Below are 19,328 nucleotides of genomic sequence, written 5' to 3' on the forward strand. Positions count from 1 at the left end.
TTTATCGAGTGTTTAACTCTTTAACAGGTGCGAATGATCTTCTGTGATGCGGAGTGGCCCCGTAAAGTTGTAACGCTTCAATATGCTCCTTAGTGCCATACCCCATATTTTGTTCAAATCGGTATTCTGGATAACTTAGGGCGATCTCTTTCATCATCCGGTCTCTCGTGACTTTTGCGATGATGCTAGCAGCTGCGATAGAAATGCTTTTGCTATCCCCTTTAATAATGGCTTCTGTTGGGACTGGCGCCGTTAGCTTCATGGCATCCACTAATAGAAAATCAGGACTGATATGTAAGTCGTTTAAGGCCGCATACATCGCCTTTTTAGTTGCCTCATAAATATTGATTTCATCAATTTCCTTGGCTTCAATAATTCCCACACCTATAGAGACAGCAGCTGTACGTATTAAATCATAAAGCTCCTCACGCTTGGTTTCCGTCAATTTTTTTGAATCATCAATTCCCAAAACCTGAAAATCGTCTGGTAAAATAACTGCCGCAGCAACGACTGGACCTGCGAGCGGGCCTCTTCCAACCTCATCGATTCCTGCTATATAAGTAAAACCTTGGCTTTTATATAATCTCTCATATTCACTCATTGCGATCAGCTTAAGCCTAGCCTTTTCGAGCAACTCTTTTTTTTGCATCCACTTTTTTACTAAATGCTGTACGCCTTTTCTACTATCTTTTTGAATATCGATAAGAAAAGGGTCTTTTTCATCCTCAACGGTTTCTAACTTTATTTGAATTTCATCAATCGTTAATCTGCTCAAAACAAGTACGTCCCTTCACTACTTATATCTTGTATATCGGCATATTACCAAAAAAATAAAGCCTTCTTCGAAAAGAAGGCTTCCCATTTACTCTTCTATATCACTTGTAACAAGGTCAGATGGTCTTTCTAGCGTCATAGGACCAAATAGCTCAGAGCGGAACTCTCGGATAACTAATTCAGCTACTTTGTCATAATCAACCTCACCACCGCCCATTAGACAGCCTCTACGCTTACCGATTTCATCAAAGAACTCTACAATATCCTCTGGGATATATTCAAGCTGAAAGCGTTCCTTTAAGCGTTCAGGATATTCTCGCTCTAAAAAGCGAAGAGCATAAACACAAATATCTTGTAAGTTAAGAATGGCATCTTTAATTGCCCCTGTTAATGCAAGCTTAGAGCCTACTTCTTGATCCTCAAATTTCGGCCATAATATTCCCGGTGTATCTAATAGCTCTAACTCCTTGCCTACTTTGATCCACTGTTGAGCTTTCGTCACACCAGGTGTATTGCCCGTCTTTGCGATATTCTTTTTCGCTAGTCGATTAATAAGCGTCGATTTCCCCGCATTCGGGATTCCAACGATCATCGCTCGAATGGCGCGCGGCCTTACAACTCCTTTTGCTTTCATACGGTCGAATTTTTCTTTTAAGATTAATTCGGATGCGGAGACAATTTCTTTCATTCCCACACCTGCTTGAGAATTAATCGCAAGTGCCTTGATGCCTTTTTCTCCAAAAAATTGAATCCATTCCTTCGTAATCCTTGGATCTGCCATATCCGCCTTATTTAGCAGCACTAACCTTGGCTTGTGCTGAATAATTTCATCTATCATCGGATTTCTAGAAGAATACGGTATTCTTGCATCCACTAATTCGAATATGATGTCAACAAGTTTTAGCTTTTCCGTGACCTGCCTGCGTGCTTTCGCCATATGCCCCGGAAACCACTGAATCGTCATGGGTGCACCCCTCCTTCTATTTCACTATTTTCACGTCTTCAATCGGCCAGTAAATCACGCTCGTATTTCCTAGTACCTTCTCCATTGGGACGGTTCCAATATGACGACTATCCTTACTGAATCGTCGATTATCTCCCATCACAAATAGATGTCCATCAGGAACGGTTTCTTGACCGATAATTTCTTCTAATGTAAATGGCTCAGTTAAAGGACCATCTACTACTTGCTCTTTAAATTCATCAAGGTACGGCTCCTCATAAGCTTTCCCATTTACATAGAGTGTATCATCCTTGTATTCAATTTTATCTCCTGGTAAACCAATCACTCTTTTTATGTAGTCTTTATTTTCAGGGGCATGGAACACGATAATATCAAAGCGTTCTGGTTCCCCAATTTGATAGCTAAATTTATTAACGATCATACGGTCTTGGTCTTGTAATGTCGGCATCATTGATAACCCATCCACTACTATCGGTGCAAATAAGAAATATCGAATAATTGCTGCTAATAACACTGCAATGATTAGTGCCTTTGTCCATTCCCATAGTTCATTTTTACTCTTTGCCATAACACATCCCACCAATCACTGTTCTTGTCGTCTAATTATCGCCGTACAGCTTTTATTTTACAGTATCGGTATTTATTATACACGTAATAACACTTAGATAGACTACGAAAAAGGAGCTTGTATGACAAGCTCCTTTCGCATTTGTCCAGCAATCGTCCATTTATCATGAAACAGTTGCTTTTCTTTTTTATCGGATTTCTTTGATACGAGCTTTTTTACCACGTAGGTTACGTAGGTAGTAAAGTTTCGCACGGCGTACTTTACCGCGACGGATCACTTCAAGCTTCGCAATTTTTGGTGTGTGTACTGGGAATGTACGCTCAACGCCTACACCATAAGAAACTTTACGTACTGTGAAAGTTTCGCTAATTCCACCACCACGACGCTTAATCACAACACCTTCATACACCTGAACACGCTCACGCGTACCCTCGATAACTTTAACGTGTACACGTACAGTATCACCAGGACGGAAAGTAGGTAGATCAGAGCGAAGTTGTTCTTTTGTGATTTCTTCGATTAATTTTTGCATCGTTTTCAACTCCTTCCAACAGACGCTCATGCATAACTGAAGCACTTACTGATTGCAGCGGAACATCGTTATAAGACTGAGACTCTAGTCACAGTCACAAAAAATATCATATCATATATATCAATGAACATCAATACTATTTCTTTTGATTTTGAAATTCTAGTAACCATTTCTTTTGCTTCTCTGTCAATTCATAGGTGTCTAATAAATCTGGGCGCCTTTCATAGGTACGCTTAAGAGACTCTTTCTCTCTCCATTCATCTATTAAACGGTGATTTCCTGACGTTAATACTTCTGGTACCTTTAACCCGCGAAAATCGGATGGTCGTGTATAATGAGGATGCTCTAATAAACCTGTGCTAAAAGAATCTTGTAAATGAGACTCTTCTTTTCCTAGTACGTTCGGAAGCAGACGAACCACACTATCGATAATGACCATGGCACCGAGCTCTCCACCCGTTAACACGAAATCACCAATCGAGATCTCATCTGTCACCACATGCTGCCTAATTCGCTCGTCATATCCCTCGTAATGACCGCACACAAAGATTAGATGCTCTTCCTTTGATAGCTCCTCCGCCTTCTTCTGGTTATAACGCTCACCTTGTGGACAGAGTAACACCACACGTGGTGGCTTCGTCGTTTTGGCATGTTCTTGACAACTCTTAACCGCATCAAAGATCGGTTGCGGCTTCAAGACCATTCCTGCTCCTCCACCATAAGGGTAATCATCCACCGTCTGGTGCTTATTATCAGCAAACTCTCGAAAGTTGACAATATTGTACCGGGCAGCCTGCTGTTCCGCCGCTTTTTTTAAAATCGATTGTCCGAACACCCCATGGAACATATCAGGAAACAGGGTTAGTACATCTATGTTCATCATGATAGCAGCCCTTCCATCGGCTCAATTAAAACGATCCTTTCCTTCACATCCACCTTTTTCACAATCTGCTCAATATAGGGAATAAGAATATCATTTCCACCTTTACCCTTTATGACCCATACATCATTGGCTCCAGGTGTTAGGATCTCTCGAATCTTCCCGATTTCTTCCCCATGTGTAGTAAACACAAGACAGCCAATAATTTGGTGGAAGTAAAATTCATTTTCCTCTAACTCACCTTGCTGCTCCTCGGTAATCTTCAGAACTCCACCCTTCATCGGCTCCACATCATTCACATTCGGGTAACCACTAAAGGTTAATAAATCAAATGATTTGTGCTTCCGGTGAGATTCAACCTTCAGCTTAATTGGCTCCTTTGAGTTAGGCATAAACAAATACAAGTGATTACCTGGCTTATACCGTTCATCAGCAAAGTCAGTCTGTGATATTACTCGAACTTCCCCTTTGATACCATGCGTATTAACAATCTTTCCGACATTAAACCATTTTTCCATTATCTTCACCTCAAACTACCGAATTTCATCAACGATTCCGTCCTTGATGATAATCGTTTTTTCAGTCTGAATATCCTCCCAAGCGTCACCTATATTCACTTCCACGATCGCTTGGCATTCCTTTTCCTTTAATTCGCTTCCTAAAGGTAGCATATGTAATTGTTCTATTTTAAAATCAAGCAGCTTAATCTTTTCTAATCTTGTATGAATCTCATTTTCGAATCGATTCTTAAATGAGTTAACGGTCATTTTCTTTGATTTTTCAAGCTTCCTCATTTCAAAACGAAGCTGTTCTGATTCCTTCTGAAGTTGGTTTTTCTCAAGTTCAAACTTGCTTAGCAATACTTGTTTGCTAGTTTCCGTTAATACTTGCTTTACCACGACGGTTTGAAGAATATTCATGGACCGCATCCCCCTTCAGAAATAACTACGAAAAAAGGAGGGTTGTCCCCTCCTTCTCTAGTAGCATTTATTCAATAATTTCTAGGTAGACTTTCTTCTGCTGTGATGCTCCTGCTGAATAGACAACAGTTCGAATAGCTTTTGCGACACGGCCTTGTTTTCCGATTACTTTCCCCATATCTGTCTTGTGAACAGCTAGTTGATACGTAATTTTGTCGGCTTCTTCCAGCTCGGTTACACGAACTTCGTCTGGAAGATCAACAAGTGCCTTGACAATGGTTTCGATGAGCTCTTTCATTATCTGCAGATTACTTGCTTAATTTTGCATTATGGAATTTTTCCATAAGGCCTTGTTTAGAGAACAAGTTACGAACTGTGTCAGATGGCTTCGCGCCGTCTTTTAACCATTTTAATGCTAAGTCTTCGTTGATTTCAACGATAGCTGGCTCAGCAACTGGGTTGTAAGTTCCAACTGTTTCAATGAAACGTCCATCACGTGGTGAACGAGAATCTGCTACTACAATACGATAAAAAGGAGATTTTTTTGCTCCCATACGCTTTAAACGAATTTTAACTGCCATTTTAAATAAGCACCTCCGAATAGTTTCACACAAGATAGTATAATATCAATTGTTTTTTAGTTTGTAAAGTCTTTTTTCTTGTCACTATTATTTTCCTGTTTATTCAGCCTTAAAAAGGGTTAAACGGAAGCTTAAATCCGCCCTTTTTCTTGCCCTTTGCCTGCATACCCGACATCTGTTTCATCATCTTCTTCATGTCTTCAAATTGCTTTAAAAGACGGTTTACTTCAGGTACTGAAGTTCCGCTTCCCTTTGCAATCCGCTTTCTTCGTCCAGCATTAATGATTTCTGGATGAGTTTTTTCTTCCTTTGTCATAGACTGGATGATCGCTTCTACATGAGAAATTTGCTTTTCATCGATTTGCAGATTATTCAGGCCTTTAATTTTGTTCGCACCAGGCATCATCTTTAATAATTCATCAAGTGGCCCCATATTGCGAACTTGTCCAAGCTGATCTAAAAAGTCATCAAATGTAAACGAAGCTGTACGCATTTTTTGTTCAAGCTCTTTTGCCTTCGCTTCATCGACATTTGCCTGAGCTTTTTCAATTAACGTTAAGACATCGCCCATTCCGAGGATTCGTGAAGCCATTCGTTCTGGATGGAACGTCTCAATCGCATCCATTTTTTCCCCTAAACCGATAAATTTAATCGGTGTATTGGTTACGGAACGAATAGAGAGGGCGGCACCTCCTCGAGTGTCTCCGTCGAGCTTCGTTAAGACGACCCCTGTAAGCCCCAGCTGTTCATTAAAGCTTGAAGCTACGTTTACAGCGTCTTGACCAGTCATCGCATCGACAACTAGAAAGATTTCATCCGGGTTTGTGAGTTCTTTAATCTCTTTTAATTCTCCCATAAGGGCTTCATCGACATGCAAACGACCAGCAGTGTCAATTAGAACGTAGTCATGATGGTCCTCTTTCGCCTTTTGAATTGCTTGCTTAGCAATCTCAACCGGACTTACTTGATCACCAAGTGAAAATACCGGCATGCTGAGCTGCTTTCCAAGCGTTTCTAGCTGCTTAATGGCAGCAGGACGATAAATATCGGCCGCAACTAGTAACGGGTTGCGGTTATATTTTTTTCGAATCAGGTTGGCAAGCTTCCCAGTGGTTGTCGTTTTCCCTGCCCCTTGCAAACCAACCATCATAATAACGGTTGGCGGACGATTAGAGACAGCAATTTTGCTTTGCTCTCCGCCCATCAAGGTTGTCAGTTCTTCTTTAACCACTTTAATGACCTGTTGTCCAGGTGTTAAGCTTTGCATGACTTCCTGACCAACAGCACGCTCGCTTACTTTTTTGACGAACTCTTTGACAACCTTAAAGTTGACGTCCGCCTCTAAAAGTGCTAAGCGCACCTCGCGCATCATTTCTTTAACATCGGCCTCATTGACTTTCCCTTTGCCGCGAATTTTTTGGATCGTATTTTGCAGTCGGTCGGCTAATCCTTCAAATGCCATCTTTAGGCCGCCTCCTAGTCTAATTTCTCAAGCTGTGCTATTAGCTCTAGCTGCGTGTCATCTGATAAAGAGTCCTTGAGCTTTGCTAGCAGCTTATTACGCTCCTGAAATTTCTGGAATAATAATAGCTTTTCCTCGTACTCTTCAAGCATCGCTTCTGTTCGTTTAATATTATCATAGACCGCTTGACGACTGACATTGTACTCTTCAGCAATTTCGCCTAGCGAATAGTCGTCCAAATAATACAGGGACATATAGCTTTGCTGTTTAGGAGTAAGTAATGACTGATAAAAGTCATACAAATAATTCATCCTATTTGTTTTCTCCAGCATCGCTCATCCCCCTTTGTTAAGTGAAAAGCCTTTACATACTGTAGTTTACACACAGAGGCGTTTAATGTCAAGGGAGACCACGATTTCCAAAGAAAAAGCCCAGGTATTTTAACCCGGGCTTCACTCGTTTACTCTCATACTTCCTTATCAACTAAGTCTGCAAATAATCCGTACACGTATTGTTCGGCATCAAACTGTTGAAGGTCATCCATTTTTTCACCTAGACCTACAAACTTTACTGGAATTTTCAGTTCATTACGAATCGCTAACACAATTCCACCCTTCGCGGTTCCATCAAGCTTTGTTAACACAATTCCGCTAACATCTGTCGCTTCCTTGAATGTTTTAGCTTGAACCAGTGCATTTTGACCAGTCGTAGCATCAAGGACAAGGAGTACTTCATGAGGGGCACCTGGAATTTCACGTTCAATAACACGCTTTACCTTTTCGAGCTCCTTCATCAGGTTCACTTTGTTTTGAAGTCGTCCAGCTGTGTCACACAATAGAATATCTGCGTTTCTTGACTTGGCTGCTTGAACGGCATCGTACATAACCGCAGCTGGATCGGAGCCAGCACTTTGCTTAATCACTTCCACTCCAACTCTTTCTCCCCATACCTCAAGCTGTTCAATTGCCCCGGCACGGAAGGTGTCTCCCGCTGCTAACAACACTTTCTTGCCTTCACTTTTATATTTATGTGCAAGCTTTCCAATTGTTGTTGTTTTTCCGACACCATTTACTCCTACGAACAAAATAACGGTTAAGCCCTCTTGGATATTAATCGTGTTAACTTCTTCCTCATCACCCTTGTAGATGTCAACAAGCTTTTCAGAGATGACGACCTGAACGGCTGCTGGGTCTTGAATGTTTTTACGCTTGACTTCCATTTTCAGCTCATCGATGAGTTCCATAACGGTATCGAAGCCCACATCGGCCCCAATTAAAATCTCCTCAAGCTCCTCGAAAAAGTCTTCGTCGACTTTCCGATAACGAGCGACAAGATCATTAACTTTGCCTGAAAAATTGTCTCTCGTTTTTGTTAAGCCATCCTTAAACTTTTCAGTTACCGAATCCGTTTGCTTTGTAATTTTTTCTTTTAGCTTTTTAAAAAAACTCAAAACTCACACGTCCTTTACGTTTCAATCAATTCTTTTGTTTCTTCCAATCTAACAGAAACAAGCTTTGAAACCCCCGACTCCTGCATCGTTACCCCGTAAAGCACATCCGCTTCTTCCATTGTGCCTTTTCGGTGAGTAATAACGATAAACTGTGTTTCGTCACTGTATCGTTTTAAATATTGGCTAAAACGATACACATTGGCCTCGTCTAAAGCAGCTTCTACTTCATCGAGAATACAAAATGGTACAGGTCTAACTTTTAAAATGGAGAACAATAGAGCAATTGCTGTAAGCGATCGCTCTCCACCGGATAAGAGTCCTAAATTCTGCAGCTTTTTCCCTGGTGGTTGTGCAACGATTTCTACCCCTGTATTTAATAAGTCTTCTGGGTTCGTTAACTTTAAGTCTGCTCTTCCTCCGCCAAACAGTGCTTGGAAAACAAATTCAAAATGCGAACGAATTCCGTAGAAGGTTTGCTCAAATCGCTTCTTCATTTCTTCGTCCATTTCATCAATGACCTGGAACAATGTATCCTTTGCTTCCTGCAGGTCATTTTTCTGCTCGAGCAAGAATTCGTAGCGTTCGGAGACACGCTCATATTCTTCAATTGCACCGATGTTTACGACTCCGAGCTCTTCTATTGCAAGACGAATTAGCTTTACTTTTTTACGAGCCTCCTCAACCGGTAGAACGAGAGGGTACTCTTCTTTGGCCGCTTCAAATGACAGCAGGTACTCTTCTCGGAGGTGAGAAAGTCTGTTTTCTAACTCCACATCGAGACGCCCTAGCTTTACTTCTTCATCCTTAAGCGCAAGCGTTAAACCCTTATGCTGTCTTAAAAGCTCTCTTAATTCAAGCTCAGAATCCTCTAAGGTACTGTGAAGCTTCAATCGTTCTTCACGGCGTGAAGAAATCATAGAGATGGTTTCATTTTTATCTTGCAGCTTTTTGGAAGCCTCTTGTTCTAAGAGCTGTTCTCCTGAACTACTAGAGTTCATCTCCGTTGATAACAAGGATAGATCCTCTTCAAACGTTTCATGTCGTTTCGTATGCTCTAAAAGAGACGCTCTTGTTGCTTCAAGCTTTTCGGACAAACCGTGATGCTGCTCCATTAGTCCAGCGAGCTTCACCTTCAGTTCCCCAATTTCATTGACCACTGATTCTTTAGAACTATTTTGGAAAGATTTCTTTTCTGATAATGCTTGAATTTGCCTATCAAGTTCGGCTAGTTCATTCGCATACGTTGATAACAATTCCGTTAACTCAACTTTACGTGAAGACAACTGCGTCTGGTCTTGTAAAAATTGAGACATGTCGAGATCATAGATTTTTAGCTTTTCATTGATATTTTTTTCTTCAATCTCAATTTCTCTGAGGTCACCCTTTTTCGATTGCTCGAGAAGGCGAAGATCCTCCCCTTGTTTTCGAATATCCTCAAGCTTTTGCTCCTGAGTTGTGATAGAAGATTTAAGCTCCTTCACCTGCGCTTCTAGCTCATGTGTTTGAGCTTCCATTCCCAATAGTTTACCTTTTAACTCTTCAAGCTCACCTTTACGGCTCAGTAGCGAAGATGTATTTGCCTTTACTGCACCACCAGTCATCGAACCACCTGGGTTTACGATATCCCCATCTGCCGTAACAAATCGACATCGATATTGTAAAAGCTTAGCGAGCTCGTTCGCACCCTTTAAGTCCTTCGTGATGACCACCGTACCTAAAAGATTTGAAAATATTTCTTCATATTTTTGATCAAACCCAATTAAATCCTTCGCTACTCCTACATAAGATGGATGGCCTTTTAGTGCCTGAAGCTGACTACTTGATAGACTCTTCCCTCTTATGACACTAAGAGGCAGGAATGTTGCTCGTCCAAAGGAGTTTTGCTTTAAATAGAGAATCGCTTTTCTCCCATTTTCCTCATTCGCAACGACTATATGCTGCATCGCAGCGCCTAAAGCAGTCTCAATCGCAACTTCATACGATTTCGGTACTTGGATAAGCTCGGCGACAGCCCCCTCAATCCCAGAAAGTTTGCCATCTCTTGCCTTTAATACTTCCTTTACTCCTTGGAAAAAACCAGAATAGTCATCTTCCATCTCTTCTAACATATCTTTTCTAGACTTTGCTTTTTGTAAAAATTGATACGCTTGATAAAGCTGAGTTTCTTGTTTTTGATACTTATTCTTCAAGTTCTCTAGCTTTTTCTGCTCTTCTCTAAATACATGAACTTGTTCTTCAAGATTTTTTTGAACACCAGCAATACTAGCTTCAATTTCCTGCTTACGGGTGGAGATAACACGTCTTTCTTGAAGATACTTTTCGTTATCAGCTTCTAATCTTGTGTTTTTCACACCTTGCTGTCCAAGCTGCTTGTCTGTGTTTTGAAGCTCATTCTTACTAGATGCTTGTCTGTTTAAAATTTCAATATAATCACTTTTTAATGACTCGATTCGCTCTTCAATATTCTCACTAAACGACGAGAGAACTTCCTGCTTTTCTTTTAACAGTTTTTTAAGAGAGAGTACCTCATCATTCATACGGTGACAGCTTTCCTCTTGCTCAAGTTGAAGCGAGGTTAATTCTTGGATTTTCAGAGAAACTTCTTCTATGCTTTTTCTAAGTTGCTCTTTGTTTTGCGAAGCATTTTTCTTTCTCTCTTTTAGAACCTCTTTTCTGCCTTCAACCTTTTCAAGCTCCTCACTAACACGCAGTAAAACGTCCTGCAAATCGGTAATCGATTCATCGAGGGCCGCCATATGATCTCTCATTTCTACAATTCTAGCTTCCTTCGATTGAATAACGGTAGATAGCTTCATTTCATCCTCTTTATGTTGTTCAAGCTGACTAGTCAGCTTTTCCCACTTTTCATGAAGATCCTCAATTTCGTGCACCGTTACCGCTACTTCAATCTTTTCGAGCTCTTCTTTTTGCTGCAGAAAATCCTTGGCAATCGAAGCTTGAATTTTAAGTGGCTCTACTTGCGTTTCTAATTCATGCAAGATATCACTCACACGATTTAAATTATCCTGAGTTTCTGTTAGCTTTGACTCAGCTTTCTTTTTACGACTTTTATATTTTAGAACACCAGCAGCCTCTTCAAAAATCGTTCTTCTTTCTTCGGCCTTGCTGTTTAATATTTCTTCAACTTTTCCTTGGCTAATGATCGAAAACGCTTCTCTCCCTAATCCAGAGTCCATAAACAAATCAACGATATCTTTTAGCCTGCATGTTTGCTTATTGATTTGAAACTCACTATCTCCAGAGCGATACACACGTCTAGTGACACTTACCTCATTGTATTCAATCGGTAATGCTTGATCTTCATTATCCAACGTCAACGTTACTTCAGCAAAATTCAATGCTTTTCGCGAATCACTACCAGCAAAGATAATATCCTCCATCTTTGAGCCACGAAGCGATTTCGCTGACTGCTCTCCTAACACCCAACGAATCGCATCGGTGATATTACTTTTTCCACTTCCATTTGGACCAACCACTGCTGTGACACCCGGGACAAAATCGACCCCAATTCTCTCAGCAAACGACTTGAATCCTACTACATCCAAACGTTTGAGATACACAGCTTTTCCCCCTTTATCTCTACTCCTGTTGTTTTTCTTCTAGCTGTTCTTTTGCTCCATTAAGGTGAGATTTGATCTTTTCTAAAGCCATTTGTGCAGCATGCTGCTCCGCTTCTTTCTTTGATCTCCCTGTACCTTGTCCAAGCTCTTCGTTGTTTAAACAAACCTTTGAGACAAACTCCCTGTTATGGGCCGGTCCTCGCTCTAGTAAAATTTTGTATTCGATTGTACCAATTCCATCTCTTTGTACAAGCTCTTGCAGCTGACTTTTAAAATCCATCACATGAGAAAAAGCACCTTCGTTAATTTTAGGAAATACAACTCTTTCTAAAAATCCAATTACTGTTTCAATTCCTTTGTCCAAGAAGAGTGCACCAATAAATGCCTCAAACACATCCGCTAACAGTGCTGGACGCTCACGGCCTCCTGTCATTTCTTCCCCTTTTCCAAGAAGCACTAGTTTCCCAAAAGTAAGTTCGTTTGCAAACCTTACTAAAGAGGGCTCACAAACAACAGCTGCACGCAGCTTCGTCAACTCTCCTTCGCTCATCATCGGGTATTTCTTGTAAAGGAATTGTGAAACGGTTAATTCTAATACAGCGTCTCCTAAAAATTCAAGCCTCTCATTATCTTCATAGGGCTTTCTACGATGCTCATTCACATATGATGAATGGGTAAATGCTTGTTTTAATAGCTTCTCGTCTGTAAAGTTAATTCCTTGTTCTGCTTGAAATTCTTTAAATAATTTATCATAAGAGCGAAAGCTACGTTTCTCTCTTTCTTTTCCGTACTTGCTCATTTTGCCTCCACCTTGCTAATAGTTTACATACCATATCAAGTTTACGTAAAAGTTCTTAAAAACGCAAAGGAAGATTGAAGGTTTTTCAATATTTCTTTGCAACAGAAGAAAGCTCCGCATAGCTGCGGAGCTTTTTCATAAATTCTAACGATTATTGAGTACTTTTTATGTAATTCACAGCGTCACCCACTGTAGAAATCTTTTCAGCATCATCGTCAGAGATTTCCATATCAAACTCGTCCTCTAATTCCATAACTAGTTCTACTACGTCAAGGGAATCAGCACCAAGATCATCCTTGAAAGAAGCTTCAAGAGTCACTTGATTTTCTTCTACTCCAAGTCTGTCAACGATAATCTTCGTTACGCGCTCTAATACATCTGCCATGCTTTTCACCTCCCCTCAAGGGACATTATAGTGTATTTCCAACAATTAATAAATGTTGAATTTTCGGTTACATGACCATTCCGCCGTTAACATGGATGGTTTGTCCCGTAATATAGCGGCTGTCATCAGATGCTAAAAACGTAACTGCATTGGCAATATCCTTCGGTTCACCAAACTTAGCCAGTGGAATCATCTTTAACATTCCCTCTTTAATCTCATCGGTTAGCTTATCTGTCATATCAGTTGTAATAAAACCAGGTGCAACAGCATTAACCGTGATCCCACGAGGAGCAAGTTCCTTTGCCGTTGTCTTCGTTAAACCAATTACCCCAGCCTTTGCTGCCACATAGTTGGCTTGACCAGCGTTCCCGCTTTCTCCGACAACGGAAGAAATATTAATAATTCTTCCACTCTTCTGCTTCATCATTTGACGAGTAACGGCTTTTGTACAAAGGAACACACCTTTTAGGTTTGTATTAATAACATCGTCCCATTCGTCTTCCTTCATACGCATAATTAGGTTATCTCTAGTGATTCCTGCATTATTGACAAGAATATCTAGACTTCCCCAACGGTCTATCGTTTGCTTCACCATCTCCGCAACAGACTCTCCATTAGCAACATCGCATTGAACGGCAAATGCTTCTCTTCCAAGACTTTGAATTTCTTGAACCACTTCATTTGCACGAGCTTCACTTCCAGCGTAATTAACCGCAACATTTGCGCCCGCTTTTGCAAGTTCAATCGCAATGTCTCTTCCGATTCCACGTGAAGCACCTGTAACAAGTGCCACTTTTCCTAAAAGCTTCATACTGTTCTCTCCTTTAATGCATTAATCGTTGCCAGTAGCGTTTCTTCATCAGAAATTGAATAGGTTTGAACAGAACGTTCCACTTTCTTTACTAAACCAGACAACACTTTCCCAGGTCCGATTTCAACAAAAGTATCTACACCAAGTTCAATCATATGCTTTACACTATCTTCCCATAACACAGGAGAGTATAGCTGCTCAAGCAATCGCTCTTTAATTTCCTCAGCATTTGTCATTTCTTGTGCATTCACGTTGGCGATGACAGGAACAGTCGCTTCACTGATTGATATTCCGTCTAACACTTCACGTAAACGACCTGAAGCTGGCTTCATAAGTTGCGAATGAAATGGCCCACTAACTTCAAGCGGAAGAACTCGTTTTGCTCCTACTTCCTTCGCAAACTGGGAAGCAAGTTCCACTCCTCTTCTAGAGCCTGAAATAACGATTTGGCCAGGGCAATTCATATTCGCTAGGCCTACTATGTCTCCTTCAGCCGCTGCTTTTTCTACCGCTTCTGCCAAAGTATCACGGTCTAGACCTAATACAGCCGCCATCGTACCTTCCCGGTTAGGTACAGCTTCTTCCATAAACTCACCACGTTTACGAACCGCGTACACTCCATCCTCAAAACCAATCGCTCCAGCAGCTACCAATGCTGTGTATTCACCTAAGCTATGCCCAGCCATATAGTCTGCTTTTATCTCAGCTTTCTTGAATTGCTCAAACAGCGCAATGGATGTTGTTAAAAGCGCAGGTTGAGTGTTAGTTGTTTTCGTTAACTCATCTTGCGGGCCTTCAAAAATAAGATTGGATAGAGAAAACCCTAATTTTTTGTCCGCTTGTTCAAAAACAGATTGAACTTCCTTGTTTGTCTCTGCAAAGACTTTTCCCATCCCAACTGTTTGAGAACCTTGTCCAGGAAAGATAATCGCTAATTTACCCATAGTTACTCCTCTCTAGCTTCTGTGTATTTTGATATCGCCTCTTTAATCGTAGGCGCAACCTTCTTTTCCACCATGTCCCTCGTTTGTCTAATTGCATTGTAAACAGAGTTTGCGTCTGATGATCCATGAGCTTTAATGACAGGTGCCTTTAGTCCGAACAATCCCGCACCACCATACTCTGAATAGTCCATCTTTGCTTTTAATTGCATAAGGTCTGGCTTTAGAACAGCTGCTGCTATCTTCGTCTTCAAAGAGCTATATAAAGTTGTTTTAAGCATTTTAAATACGGATAAAGCGGTTCCTTCAATCGTCTTTAATACCATATTGCCAGTAAAACCATCGGTGACCACTACATCTGCAACACCATCAAGCAAATCCCTAGCTTCCACGTTTCCAATAAAGTTAACAGGTGCTTCCTTTAGAAGATCAAAAGCAAGTTTGGATAACTCATTTCCCTTTTTCTCTTCTGTTCCGATATTCAAAAGCCCGACTCTTGGATTTTTTACCCCTCTTACGTTTTCAGCATAGATGGAACCCATGATGGCATTTTGCAATAAGTGCTCAGGCTTTGCATCAACATTTGCACCAACATCAAGCAAAAGAAACCCTTCTCCACCAATCGTCGGTAAGGTTGGAGCTAATGCTGGTCTTTCAATTCCTTCAATACGTCCTACTACAAACAAACCGGTCGCCATTAAAGCCCCTGTATTACCAGCAGAAATACAACCATCTGCCTCTTTGTCAGCAACAAGCTTTGCAGCTAGAACCATGGATGAATTCTTCTTCCGTCTCACCGCTTTTACAGGCTCATCAGTGCCTAAAATAACCTCTTCCGTATGTAAAATCGATATTCTGTCGTGTGGTGTGAGATGCTCCTTAATTTTTGCTTCATCACCAACTAAACATATATGTACATCATCAAATGCTTGAACGGCCTTTATCGCTCCTAGAACGATTTCTTTTGGAGCATGGTCGCCTCCCATTGCATCAAGGGCCAATTTCATTGTTATTCATTCCTTATGTCATTTTTTATAGCGATACATTTCAAATTCACCAGTAAATACTAGTTCATTATTCACAAAACTATTGACTTCCACAAGAGTTCTACCTTTTTCTTCATCAATTCGTAACACTTTTGCTTTTGCAATGACGCGTTCATTTTCCTTAACTGATCTGGTAAATTGAATATTTGCCTTTGCCGTTAAAGCCAGTTCATCGTTAATCACTGCAACCGCTAATGAATTAGCCTGAGCAAAAACGTGGTGACCCCTTGCGATTTGGTTTCTCTTAAACACATGTTCATGCTTGACATCAAAAATAGAAATAGCTGTTTGGTCAAGCTCAATATCAATAATTTCACCAATCACTTCATCGATTGGTAAAGAACGTACTTCATCGTCAAACCGCTTTTCAGCGACATTCTTTATTCTTTCCCGTAGCTCAGGGATCGATAACTCTAACCGATCTAACCGGATGGTTTGTACGCTAACCGTAAATTGTTCAGCAAGTTCCTCATCGGTAATAAACGGGTTTTCTTTTATTGTTTCTATTAAAAGTCGTTGACGTTCTTTTTTACTTTTTCTCATATGTAAAACACCGTCCGAAGTATTAAGACTAGGTACTAATAGTAGTATATAAAACTAAAAAGCAGATTGCAACAAACTTTTTTTTGCAATCTACTTTTCGATCAAGGTCATCCGCTTTTTATCAATCTAGCTTTTCATTTTCCAATACACCAGAGTCTGCAAGCTTTGAACGCAGCCCAGCGAATTCATCCTCTTCCCAAAACTCCTCTGATTCTATTAAGACCATAGCATCGTTTCGAGCGGTTTCTAACGCTCGGTAATCATGGACCATATCAGCTACCTTAAATTCAGGAAGGCCACTTTGCTTTCGACCAAAGAAATCTCCAGGTCCTCGAAGCTCCAAGTCCTTCTCACTGACAACGAAGCCGTCATTAGTTTCAGTCATAATTTTCATTCGCTCTTTCCCAACCTCTGTTTTCGGATCGGCCAGAAGGACACAATACGATTGTTCGCTTCCTCTCCCCACTCGTCCCCGTAGCTGGTGAAGCTGCGCTAATCCAAATCTTTCGGCATCATAGATGACCATCATTGTCGCATTAGGAACATTTACTCCCACTTCTACAACCGTAGTTGATACAAGTACTTGATATTGGTTCGAACTGAATGCCTTCATCACTTCATCTTTCTCATCAGAGCTAAGTCTTCCATGCATCAAACCAACTTGGTATCGATTGTGAAAGTACGTTTGTAAGGCAACATGAACATCAATCGCATTTTGTACATCGAGCTTGTCCGACTCTTCAATAAGTGGACAAATCACATATGCTTGTCGTCCTTTAACAAGCTCTTTTTCCATAAAGGAAAGGACACGATCAAGCATATCTGCCTTTGCCCAATACGTTTCAATCGCTTTGCGACCTGCAGGCATTTCATCAATGATTGACACATCCATTTCACCAAACACTGTAATCGCTAGTGTACGAGGAATGGGAGTAGCTGTCATAAAGAGCACATCCGGATTCTCTCCTTTTTCACGTAAAACCCTTCTTTGCTCCACACCAAAACGATGCTGTTCATCGGTAATGACAAGGCCGAGTTTGGCAAATACAACTTCATCCTGAATTAATGCGTGTGTCCCGATTAATATATGAATTTCACCGTTTTTTAACCGTTCTAACACTTCCCTGCGTCTCTTACCCTTTACCGAGCTCGTTAACAGCTCGACTGATAATCCAACAGGCTCTAATAACGCCTTTAACGATTCCGCATGCTGCTCAGCTAATATTTCTGTGGGCACCATTAAAGCCCCTTGATATCCAGCTGTATAACTAGAAAAAAGTGCAATAGCAGCAACGACTGTTTTCCCAGAACCTACATCCCCTTGCAGCAAACGATTCATACGGTATGGAGATCTCAAATCCTTTAACACCTCGTTTACCACTCGTTTCTGCGCATTGGTAAGCGGGAAAGGTAGATGATCAATGAAGTCCTTTACTTTATCTAAGTTATAGTTTTGAGGAAGTCCCTTGGAATTCTCCCTTTCAAACTTTCGTAACGCTTGCATCTTTAACTGAAAATGCAAAAATTCTTCATACACAAATCTTCGACGAGCCTTTTTTACATCTTCTTCGTTTAGCGGATTGTGCATGGAAAGCAACGATTCCTTCCGGTTTCCAAGCTTATATTTGCTTATCATTTTTCCAGGAAGGGTCTCTGTTATATCATTTCCATACTGGGAGAATGCTAGATTAATAAATCTCCTAAGACCTTTAACCGTCACATCTCCTTTCACACTATAAACGGGAACAAACTTTTTTTCTGATTCATTTGATCCCATTTTCGCTTGAGAGGCTGTGATCATTTGACGATGCTGATCCCATTTACCGGTTACGGTAACCATTTCATTTACTTGAAACTTATTTTTCAAATAAGCCTGATTAAAAAATACTACCTGAATCAAATATCTCTCTACTAGCAATCGGATGGTTAGTCTTGACCGCTTTTTCCCATAATACATAAGAGAAGGCTCACTATGAACCTTCCCTTCTACTGTAATCCTCTCGTCATGCTTCACTTCTGTTAAGTCGCGAAGGCGATAATCTTCATAACGATATGGAAAATATTCAAGTAAATCTTCAATAGTCACTATTCTCATTTCAGCTAGGCTTTGTGCTGTCTCAGCACCGATTCCTTTTACAGCTGTTACGGATTGCTTTAAATTACTGTTGTTGTTCTCCATGAACATGCGGTATTCCGAAAATTTTCGCTTCTAGTCTGCGACCTGTCGGAGTTGCCGCCAACCCTCCCTGCGCCGTTTCTTTAAGAGCGGTAGGCATCGTTTGACCGATTTTATACATCGCATCAATTACTTCATCACATGGTATTCGACTAGTGATTCCTGCTAATGCCATATCCGCTGCCACCATTGCGTTTGCAGCTCCCATTGCATTACGTTTTACACAAGGGACTTCTACTAAACCAGCAACGGGGTCACACACTAATCCTAACATATTTTTTAATGTGATCGCCATAGCTTCTGCACATTGAGCAGGAGTTCCACCAGCCATTTCTACAATGGCAGCTGCAGCCATTCCAGCAGCAGATCCAACCTCTGCTTGACAGCCTCCAGCAGCACCAGAGATCGACGCGTTGTTGGCAACAACAAACCCAAATGCTCCTGATGTAAATAAAAAGGCTATCATCTGTTCTCTCGTAGGATGTAATTTATCTCTTACGGCAAATAAGGTTCCTGGAACCACACCAGCTGATCCTGCTGTAGGCGTTGCACAAATCGTCCCCATTGCCGCATTCACTTCGTTTGTAGCAACTGCCTTCGAGACGGCATCGAGGATCGTGTCTCCACATAATGACTTTCCAGACTGAATATATTTTTGCAGGAGCACGGCATCTCCACCAGTGAGACCCGAATGGGACCTTACCCCATTAAGGCCCCGTTCAACAGCTTGCTCCATTACGGTCAAATTCACATTCATTTGCTCTAGAATTTGTTCTCTTGTCCGACCGGTAACTTCCATTTCTTGCTCAATCATGATATCTGATATTTTTTTATTTTGTGTACTAGCGAGCTCTACTAGCTCTGCGACATTGCGAAACATGATGTACACTCTCCCTGCATTCTAGTAATCTATTT

Annotated in this window: 21 protein-coding genes; all 21 read right to left on the bottom strand. The window is 41.0% G+C overall.

Translation table 11 applies throughout. The features are described 5' to 3' along the window. Position 1: 1 nt before the first annotated feature. Complete coding sequence (locus ACGLXV_RS20925) at positions 2 to 775, bottom strand: ribonuclease HII (RefSeq protein WP_391560174.1); 774 nt, start codon at positions 773 to 775, stop codon at positions 2 to 4. 87 nt (positions 776 to 862) lie between these two features. Further along, positions 863 to 1,738, bottom strand: a complete 876-nt coding sequence (ylqF, locus tag ACGLXV_RS20930) for a ribosome biogenesis GTPase YlqF (protein WP_119707520.1) — start codon at positions 1,736 to 1,738, stop codon at positions 863 to 865. Between the two features lie 16 nt (positions 1,739 to 1,754). After that, the gene (lepB, locus tag ACGLXV_RS20935; protein ID WP_119707519.1) at positions 1,755 to 2,306 is read right to left on the bottom strand and encodes a signal peptidase I; all 552 of its coding nucleotides are present in this window, start codon (positions 2,304 to 2,306) and stop codon (positions 1,755 to 1,757) included. 187 nt (positions 2,307 to 2,493) lie between these two features. Beyond that, positions 2,494 to 2,838, bottom strand: coding sequence for a 50S ribosomal protein L19 (gene rplS, locus ACGLXV_RS20940; RefSeq protein WP_066053208.1), 345 nt, complete (start codon positions 2,836 to 2,838; stop codon positions 2,494 to 2,496). A 136-nt stretch (positions 2,839 to 2,974) separates the two neighbouring features. Continuing rightward, the gene (trmD, locus tag ACGLXV_RS20945) at positions 2,975 to 3,721 is read right to left on the bottom strand and encodes a tRNA (guanosine(37)-N1)-methyltransferase TrmD (RefSeq protein WP_391560175.1); all 747 of its coding nucleotides are present in this window, start codon (positions 3,719 to 3,721) and stop codon (positions 2,975 to 2,977) included. After that, positions 3,718 to 4,236, bottom strand: a complete 519-nt coding sequence (gene rimM, locus ACGLXV_RS20950) for a ribosome maturation factor RimM (RefSeq protein WP_391560176.1) — start codon at positions 4,234 to 4,236, stop codon at positions 3,718 to 3,720. Before rimM ends, trmD begins: the two co-directional genes overlap by 4 nt. A 15-nt stretch (positions 4,237 to 4,251) precedes the next feature. After that, a complete protein-coding gene (locus ACGLXV_RS20955) occupies positions 4,252 to 4,638 on the bottom strand; it encodes a YlqD family protein (RefSeq protein ID WP_391560177.1) in 387 nt (128 codons plus the stop codon). Between the two features lie 67 nt (positions 4,639 to 4,705). Then, positions 4,706 to 4,936: a KH domain-containing protein gene (locus tag ACGLXV_RS20960; protein ID WP_066053193.1), complete on the bottom strand. Its 231-nt coding sequence runs from the start codon at positions 4,934 to 4,936 to the stop codon at positions 4,706 to 4,708. 10 nt (positions 4,937 to 4,946) lie between these two features. After that, positions 4,947 to 5,219 carry a 30S ribosomal protein S16 gene (gene rpsP / locus ACGLXV_RS20965; protein ID WP_119707515.1) on the bottom strand — a complete coding sequence of 91 codons (273 nt, stop codon included), beginning with the start codon at positions 5,217 to 5,219 and terminating at the stop codon, positions 4,947 to 4,949. Between the two features lie 109 nt (positions 5,220 to 5,328). Next, a complete protein-coding gene (gene ffh / locus ACGLXV_RS20970) occupies positions 5,329 to 6,681 on the bottom strand; it encodes a signal recognition particle protein (protein ID WP_119707514.1) in 1,353 nt (450 codons plus the stop codon). Positions 6,682 to 6,695: 14 nt separating this feature from the next. After that, positions 6,696 to 7,013 (bottom strand): putative DNA-binding protein, encoded by a 318-nt coding sequence (locus tag ACGLXV_RS20975; protein WP_066053186.1) that lies wholly within the window; start codon positions 7,011 to 7,013, stop codon positions 6,696 to 6,698. A gap of 134 nt (positions 7,014 to 7,147) precedes the next feature. Next, positions 7,148 to 8,131, bottom strand: a complete 984-nt coding sequence (gene ftsY / locus ACGLXV_RS20980) for a signal recognition particle-docking protein FtsY (RefSeq protein ID WP_119707513.1) — start codon at positions 8,129 to 8,131, stop codon at positions 7,148 to 7,150. Positions 8,132 to 8,145: 14 nt separating this feature from the next. Then, a complete protein-coding gene (gene smc, locus ACGLXV_RS20985; protein ID WP_391560178.1) occupies positions 8,146 to 11,712 on the bottom strand; it encodes a chromosome segregation protein SMC in 3,567 nt (1,188 codons plus the stop codon). Positions 11,713 to 11,731: 19 nt separating this feature from the next. Further along, entirely contained in the window at positions 11,732 to 12,511 is a 780-nt protein-coding gene (gene rnc, locus ACGLXV_RS20990) for a ribonuclease III (protein ID WP_119707511.1), read from the bottom strand. 151 nt (positions 12,512 to 12,662) lie between these two features. Beyond that, positions 12,663 to 12,896, bottom strand: a complete 234-nt coding sequence (locus ACGLXV_RS20995; RefSeq protein WP_119707510.1) for an acyl carrier protein — start codon at positions 12,894 to 12,896, stop codon at positions 12,663 to 12,665. Between the two features lie 67 nt (positions 12,897 to 12,963). Further along, positions 12,964 to 13,707 (bottom strand): 3-oxoacyl-[acyl-carrier-protein] reductase, encoded by a 744-nt coding sequence (gene fabG / locus ACGLXV_RS21000; RefSeq protein WP_391560179.1) that lies wholly within the window; start codon positions 13,705 to 13,707, stop codon positions 12,964 to 12,966. Beyond that, positions 13,704 to 14,651 carry an ACP S-malonyltransferase gene (fabD, locus tag ACGLXV_RS21005; RefSeq protein WP_391560180.1) on the bottom strand — a complete coding sequence of 316 codons (948 nt, stop codon included), beginning with the start codon at positions 14,649 to 14,651 and terminating at the stop codon, positions 13,704 to 13,706. The genes fabG and fabD overlap by 4 nt, the downstream gene beginning before the upstream one ends. Before the next feature lie 2 nt (positions 14,652 to 14,653). After that, positions 14,654 to 15,655, bottom strand: a complete 1,002-nt coding sequence (gene plsX / locus ACGLXV_RS21010) for a phosphate acyltransferase PlsX (RefSeq protein ID WP_391560181.1) — start codon at positions 15,653 to 15,655, stop codon at positions 14,654 to 14,656. 18 nt (positions 15,656 to 15,673) lie between these two features. Beyond that, positions 15,674 to 16,237, bottom strand: a complete 564-nt coding sequence (gene fapR / locus ACGLXV_RS21015) for a transcription factor FapR (RefSeq protein ID WP_119707506.1) — start codon at positions 16,235 to 16,237, stop codon at positions 15,674 to 15,676. Between the two features lie 121 nt (positions 16,238 to 16,358). Beyond that, entirely contained in the window at positions 16,359 to 18,416 is a 2,058-nt protein-coding gene (gene recG / locus ACGLXV_RS21020; protein ID WP_391560182.1) for an ATP-dependent DNA helicase RecG, read from the bottom strand. After that, positions 18,397 to 19,293: an L-serine ammonia-lyase, iron-sulfur-dependent, subunit alpha gene (gene sdaAA, locus ACGLXV_RS21025; protein ID WP_119707505.1), complete on the bottom strand. Its 897-nt coding sequence runs from the start codon at positions 19,291 to 19,293 to the stop codon at positions 18,397 to 18,399. The genes recG and sdaAA overlap by 20 nt, the downstream gene beginning before the upstream one ends. Positions 19,294 to 19,328: the final 35 nt, after the last annotated feature.

Source organism: Robertmurraya sp., assembly GCF_036676585.1.
Lineage (GTDB): Bacteria > Bacillota > Bacilli > Bacillales > Cytobacillaceae > Robertmurraya_A.

Coding starts and splice junctions, on each gene's coding strand:
- ACGLXV_RS20960 (WP_066053193.1), bottom strand. CDS start 4,936: ATGAAAGAGCTCATCGAAACCATTGTCAAGGCACTTGTTGATCTTCCA.
- ffh (WP_119707514.1), bottom strand. CDS start 6,681: ATGGCATTTGAAGGATTAGCCGACCGACTGCAAAATACGATCCAAAAA.
- ACGLXV_RS20955 (WP_391560177.1), bottom strand. CDS start 4,638: ATGAATATTCTTCAAACCGTCGTGGTAAAGCAAGTATTAACGGAAACT.
- ACGLXV_RS20975 (WP_066053186.1), bottom strand. CDS start 7,013: ATGCTGGAGAAAACAAATAGGATGAATTATTTGTATGACTTTTATCAG.
- fabD (WP_391560180.1), bottom strand. CDS start 14,651: ATGGGTAAATTAGCGATTATCTTTCCTGGACAAGGTTCTCAAACAGTT.
- rnc (WP_119707511.1), bottom strand. CDS start 12,511: ATGAGCAAGTACGGAAAAGAAAGAGAGAAACGTAGCTTTCGCTCTTAT.
- rimM (WP_391560176.1), bottom strand. CDS start 4,236: ATGGAAAAATGGTTTAATGTCGGAAAGATTGTTAATACGCATGGTATC.
- plsX (WP_391560181.1), bottom strand. CDS start 15,655: ATGAAATTGGCCCTTGATGCAATGGGAGGCGACCATGCTCCAAAAGAA.
- recG (WP_391560182.1), bottom strand. CDS start 18,416: ATGGAGAACAACAACAGTAATTTAAAGCAATCCGTAACAGCTGTAAAA.
- fapR (WP_119707506.1), bottom strand. CDS start 16,237: ATGAGAAAAAGTAAAAAAGAACGTCAACGACTTTTAATAGAAACAATA.
- rpsP (WP_119707515.1), bottom strand. CDS start 5,219: ATGGCAGTTAAAATTCGTTTAAAGCGTATGGGAGCAAAAAAATCTCCT.
- trmD (WP_391560175.1), bottom strand. CDS start 3,721: ATGATGAACATAGATGTACTAACCCTGTTTCCTGATATGTTCCATGGG.
- fabG (WP_391560179.1), bottom strand. CDS start 13,707: ATGAAGCTTTTAGGAAAAGTGGCACTTGTTACAGGTGCTTCACGTGGA.
- rplS (WP_066053208.1), bottom strand. CDS start 2,838: ATGCAAAAATTAATCGAAGAAATCACAAAAGAACAACTTCGCTCTGAT.
- ylqF (WP_119707520.1), bottom strand. CDS start 1,738: ATGACGATTCAGTGGTTTCCGGGGCATATGGCGAAAGCACGCAGGCAG.
- lepB (WP_119707519.1), bottom strand. CDS start 2,306: ATGGCAAAGAGTAAAAATGAACTATGGGAATGGACAAAGGCACTAATC.
- sdaAA (WP_119707505.1), bottom strand. CDS start 19,293: ATGTTTCGCAATGTCGCAGAGCTAGTAGAGCTCGCTAGTACACAAAAT.
- ACGLXV_RS20995 (WP_119707510.1), bottom strand. CDS start 12,896: ATGGCAGATGTATTAGAGCGCGTAACGAAGATTATCGTTGACAGACTT.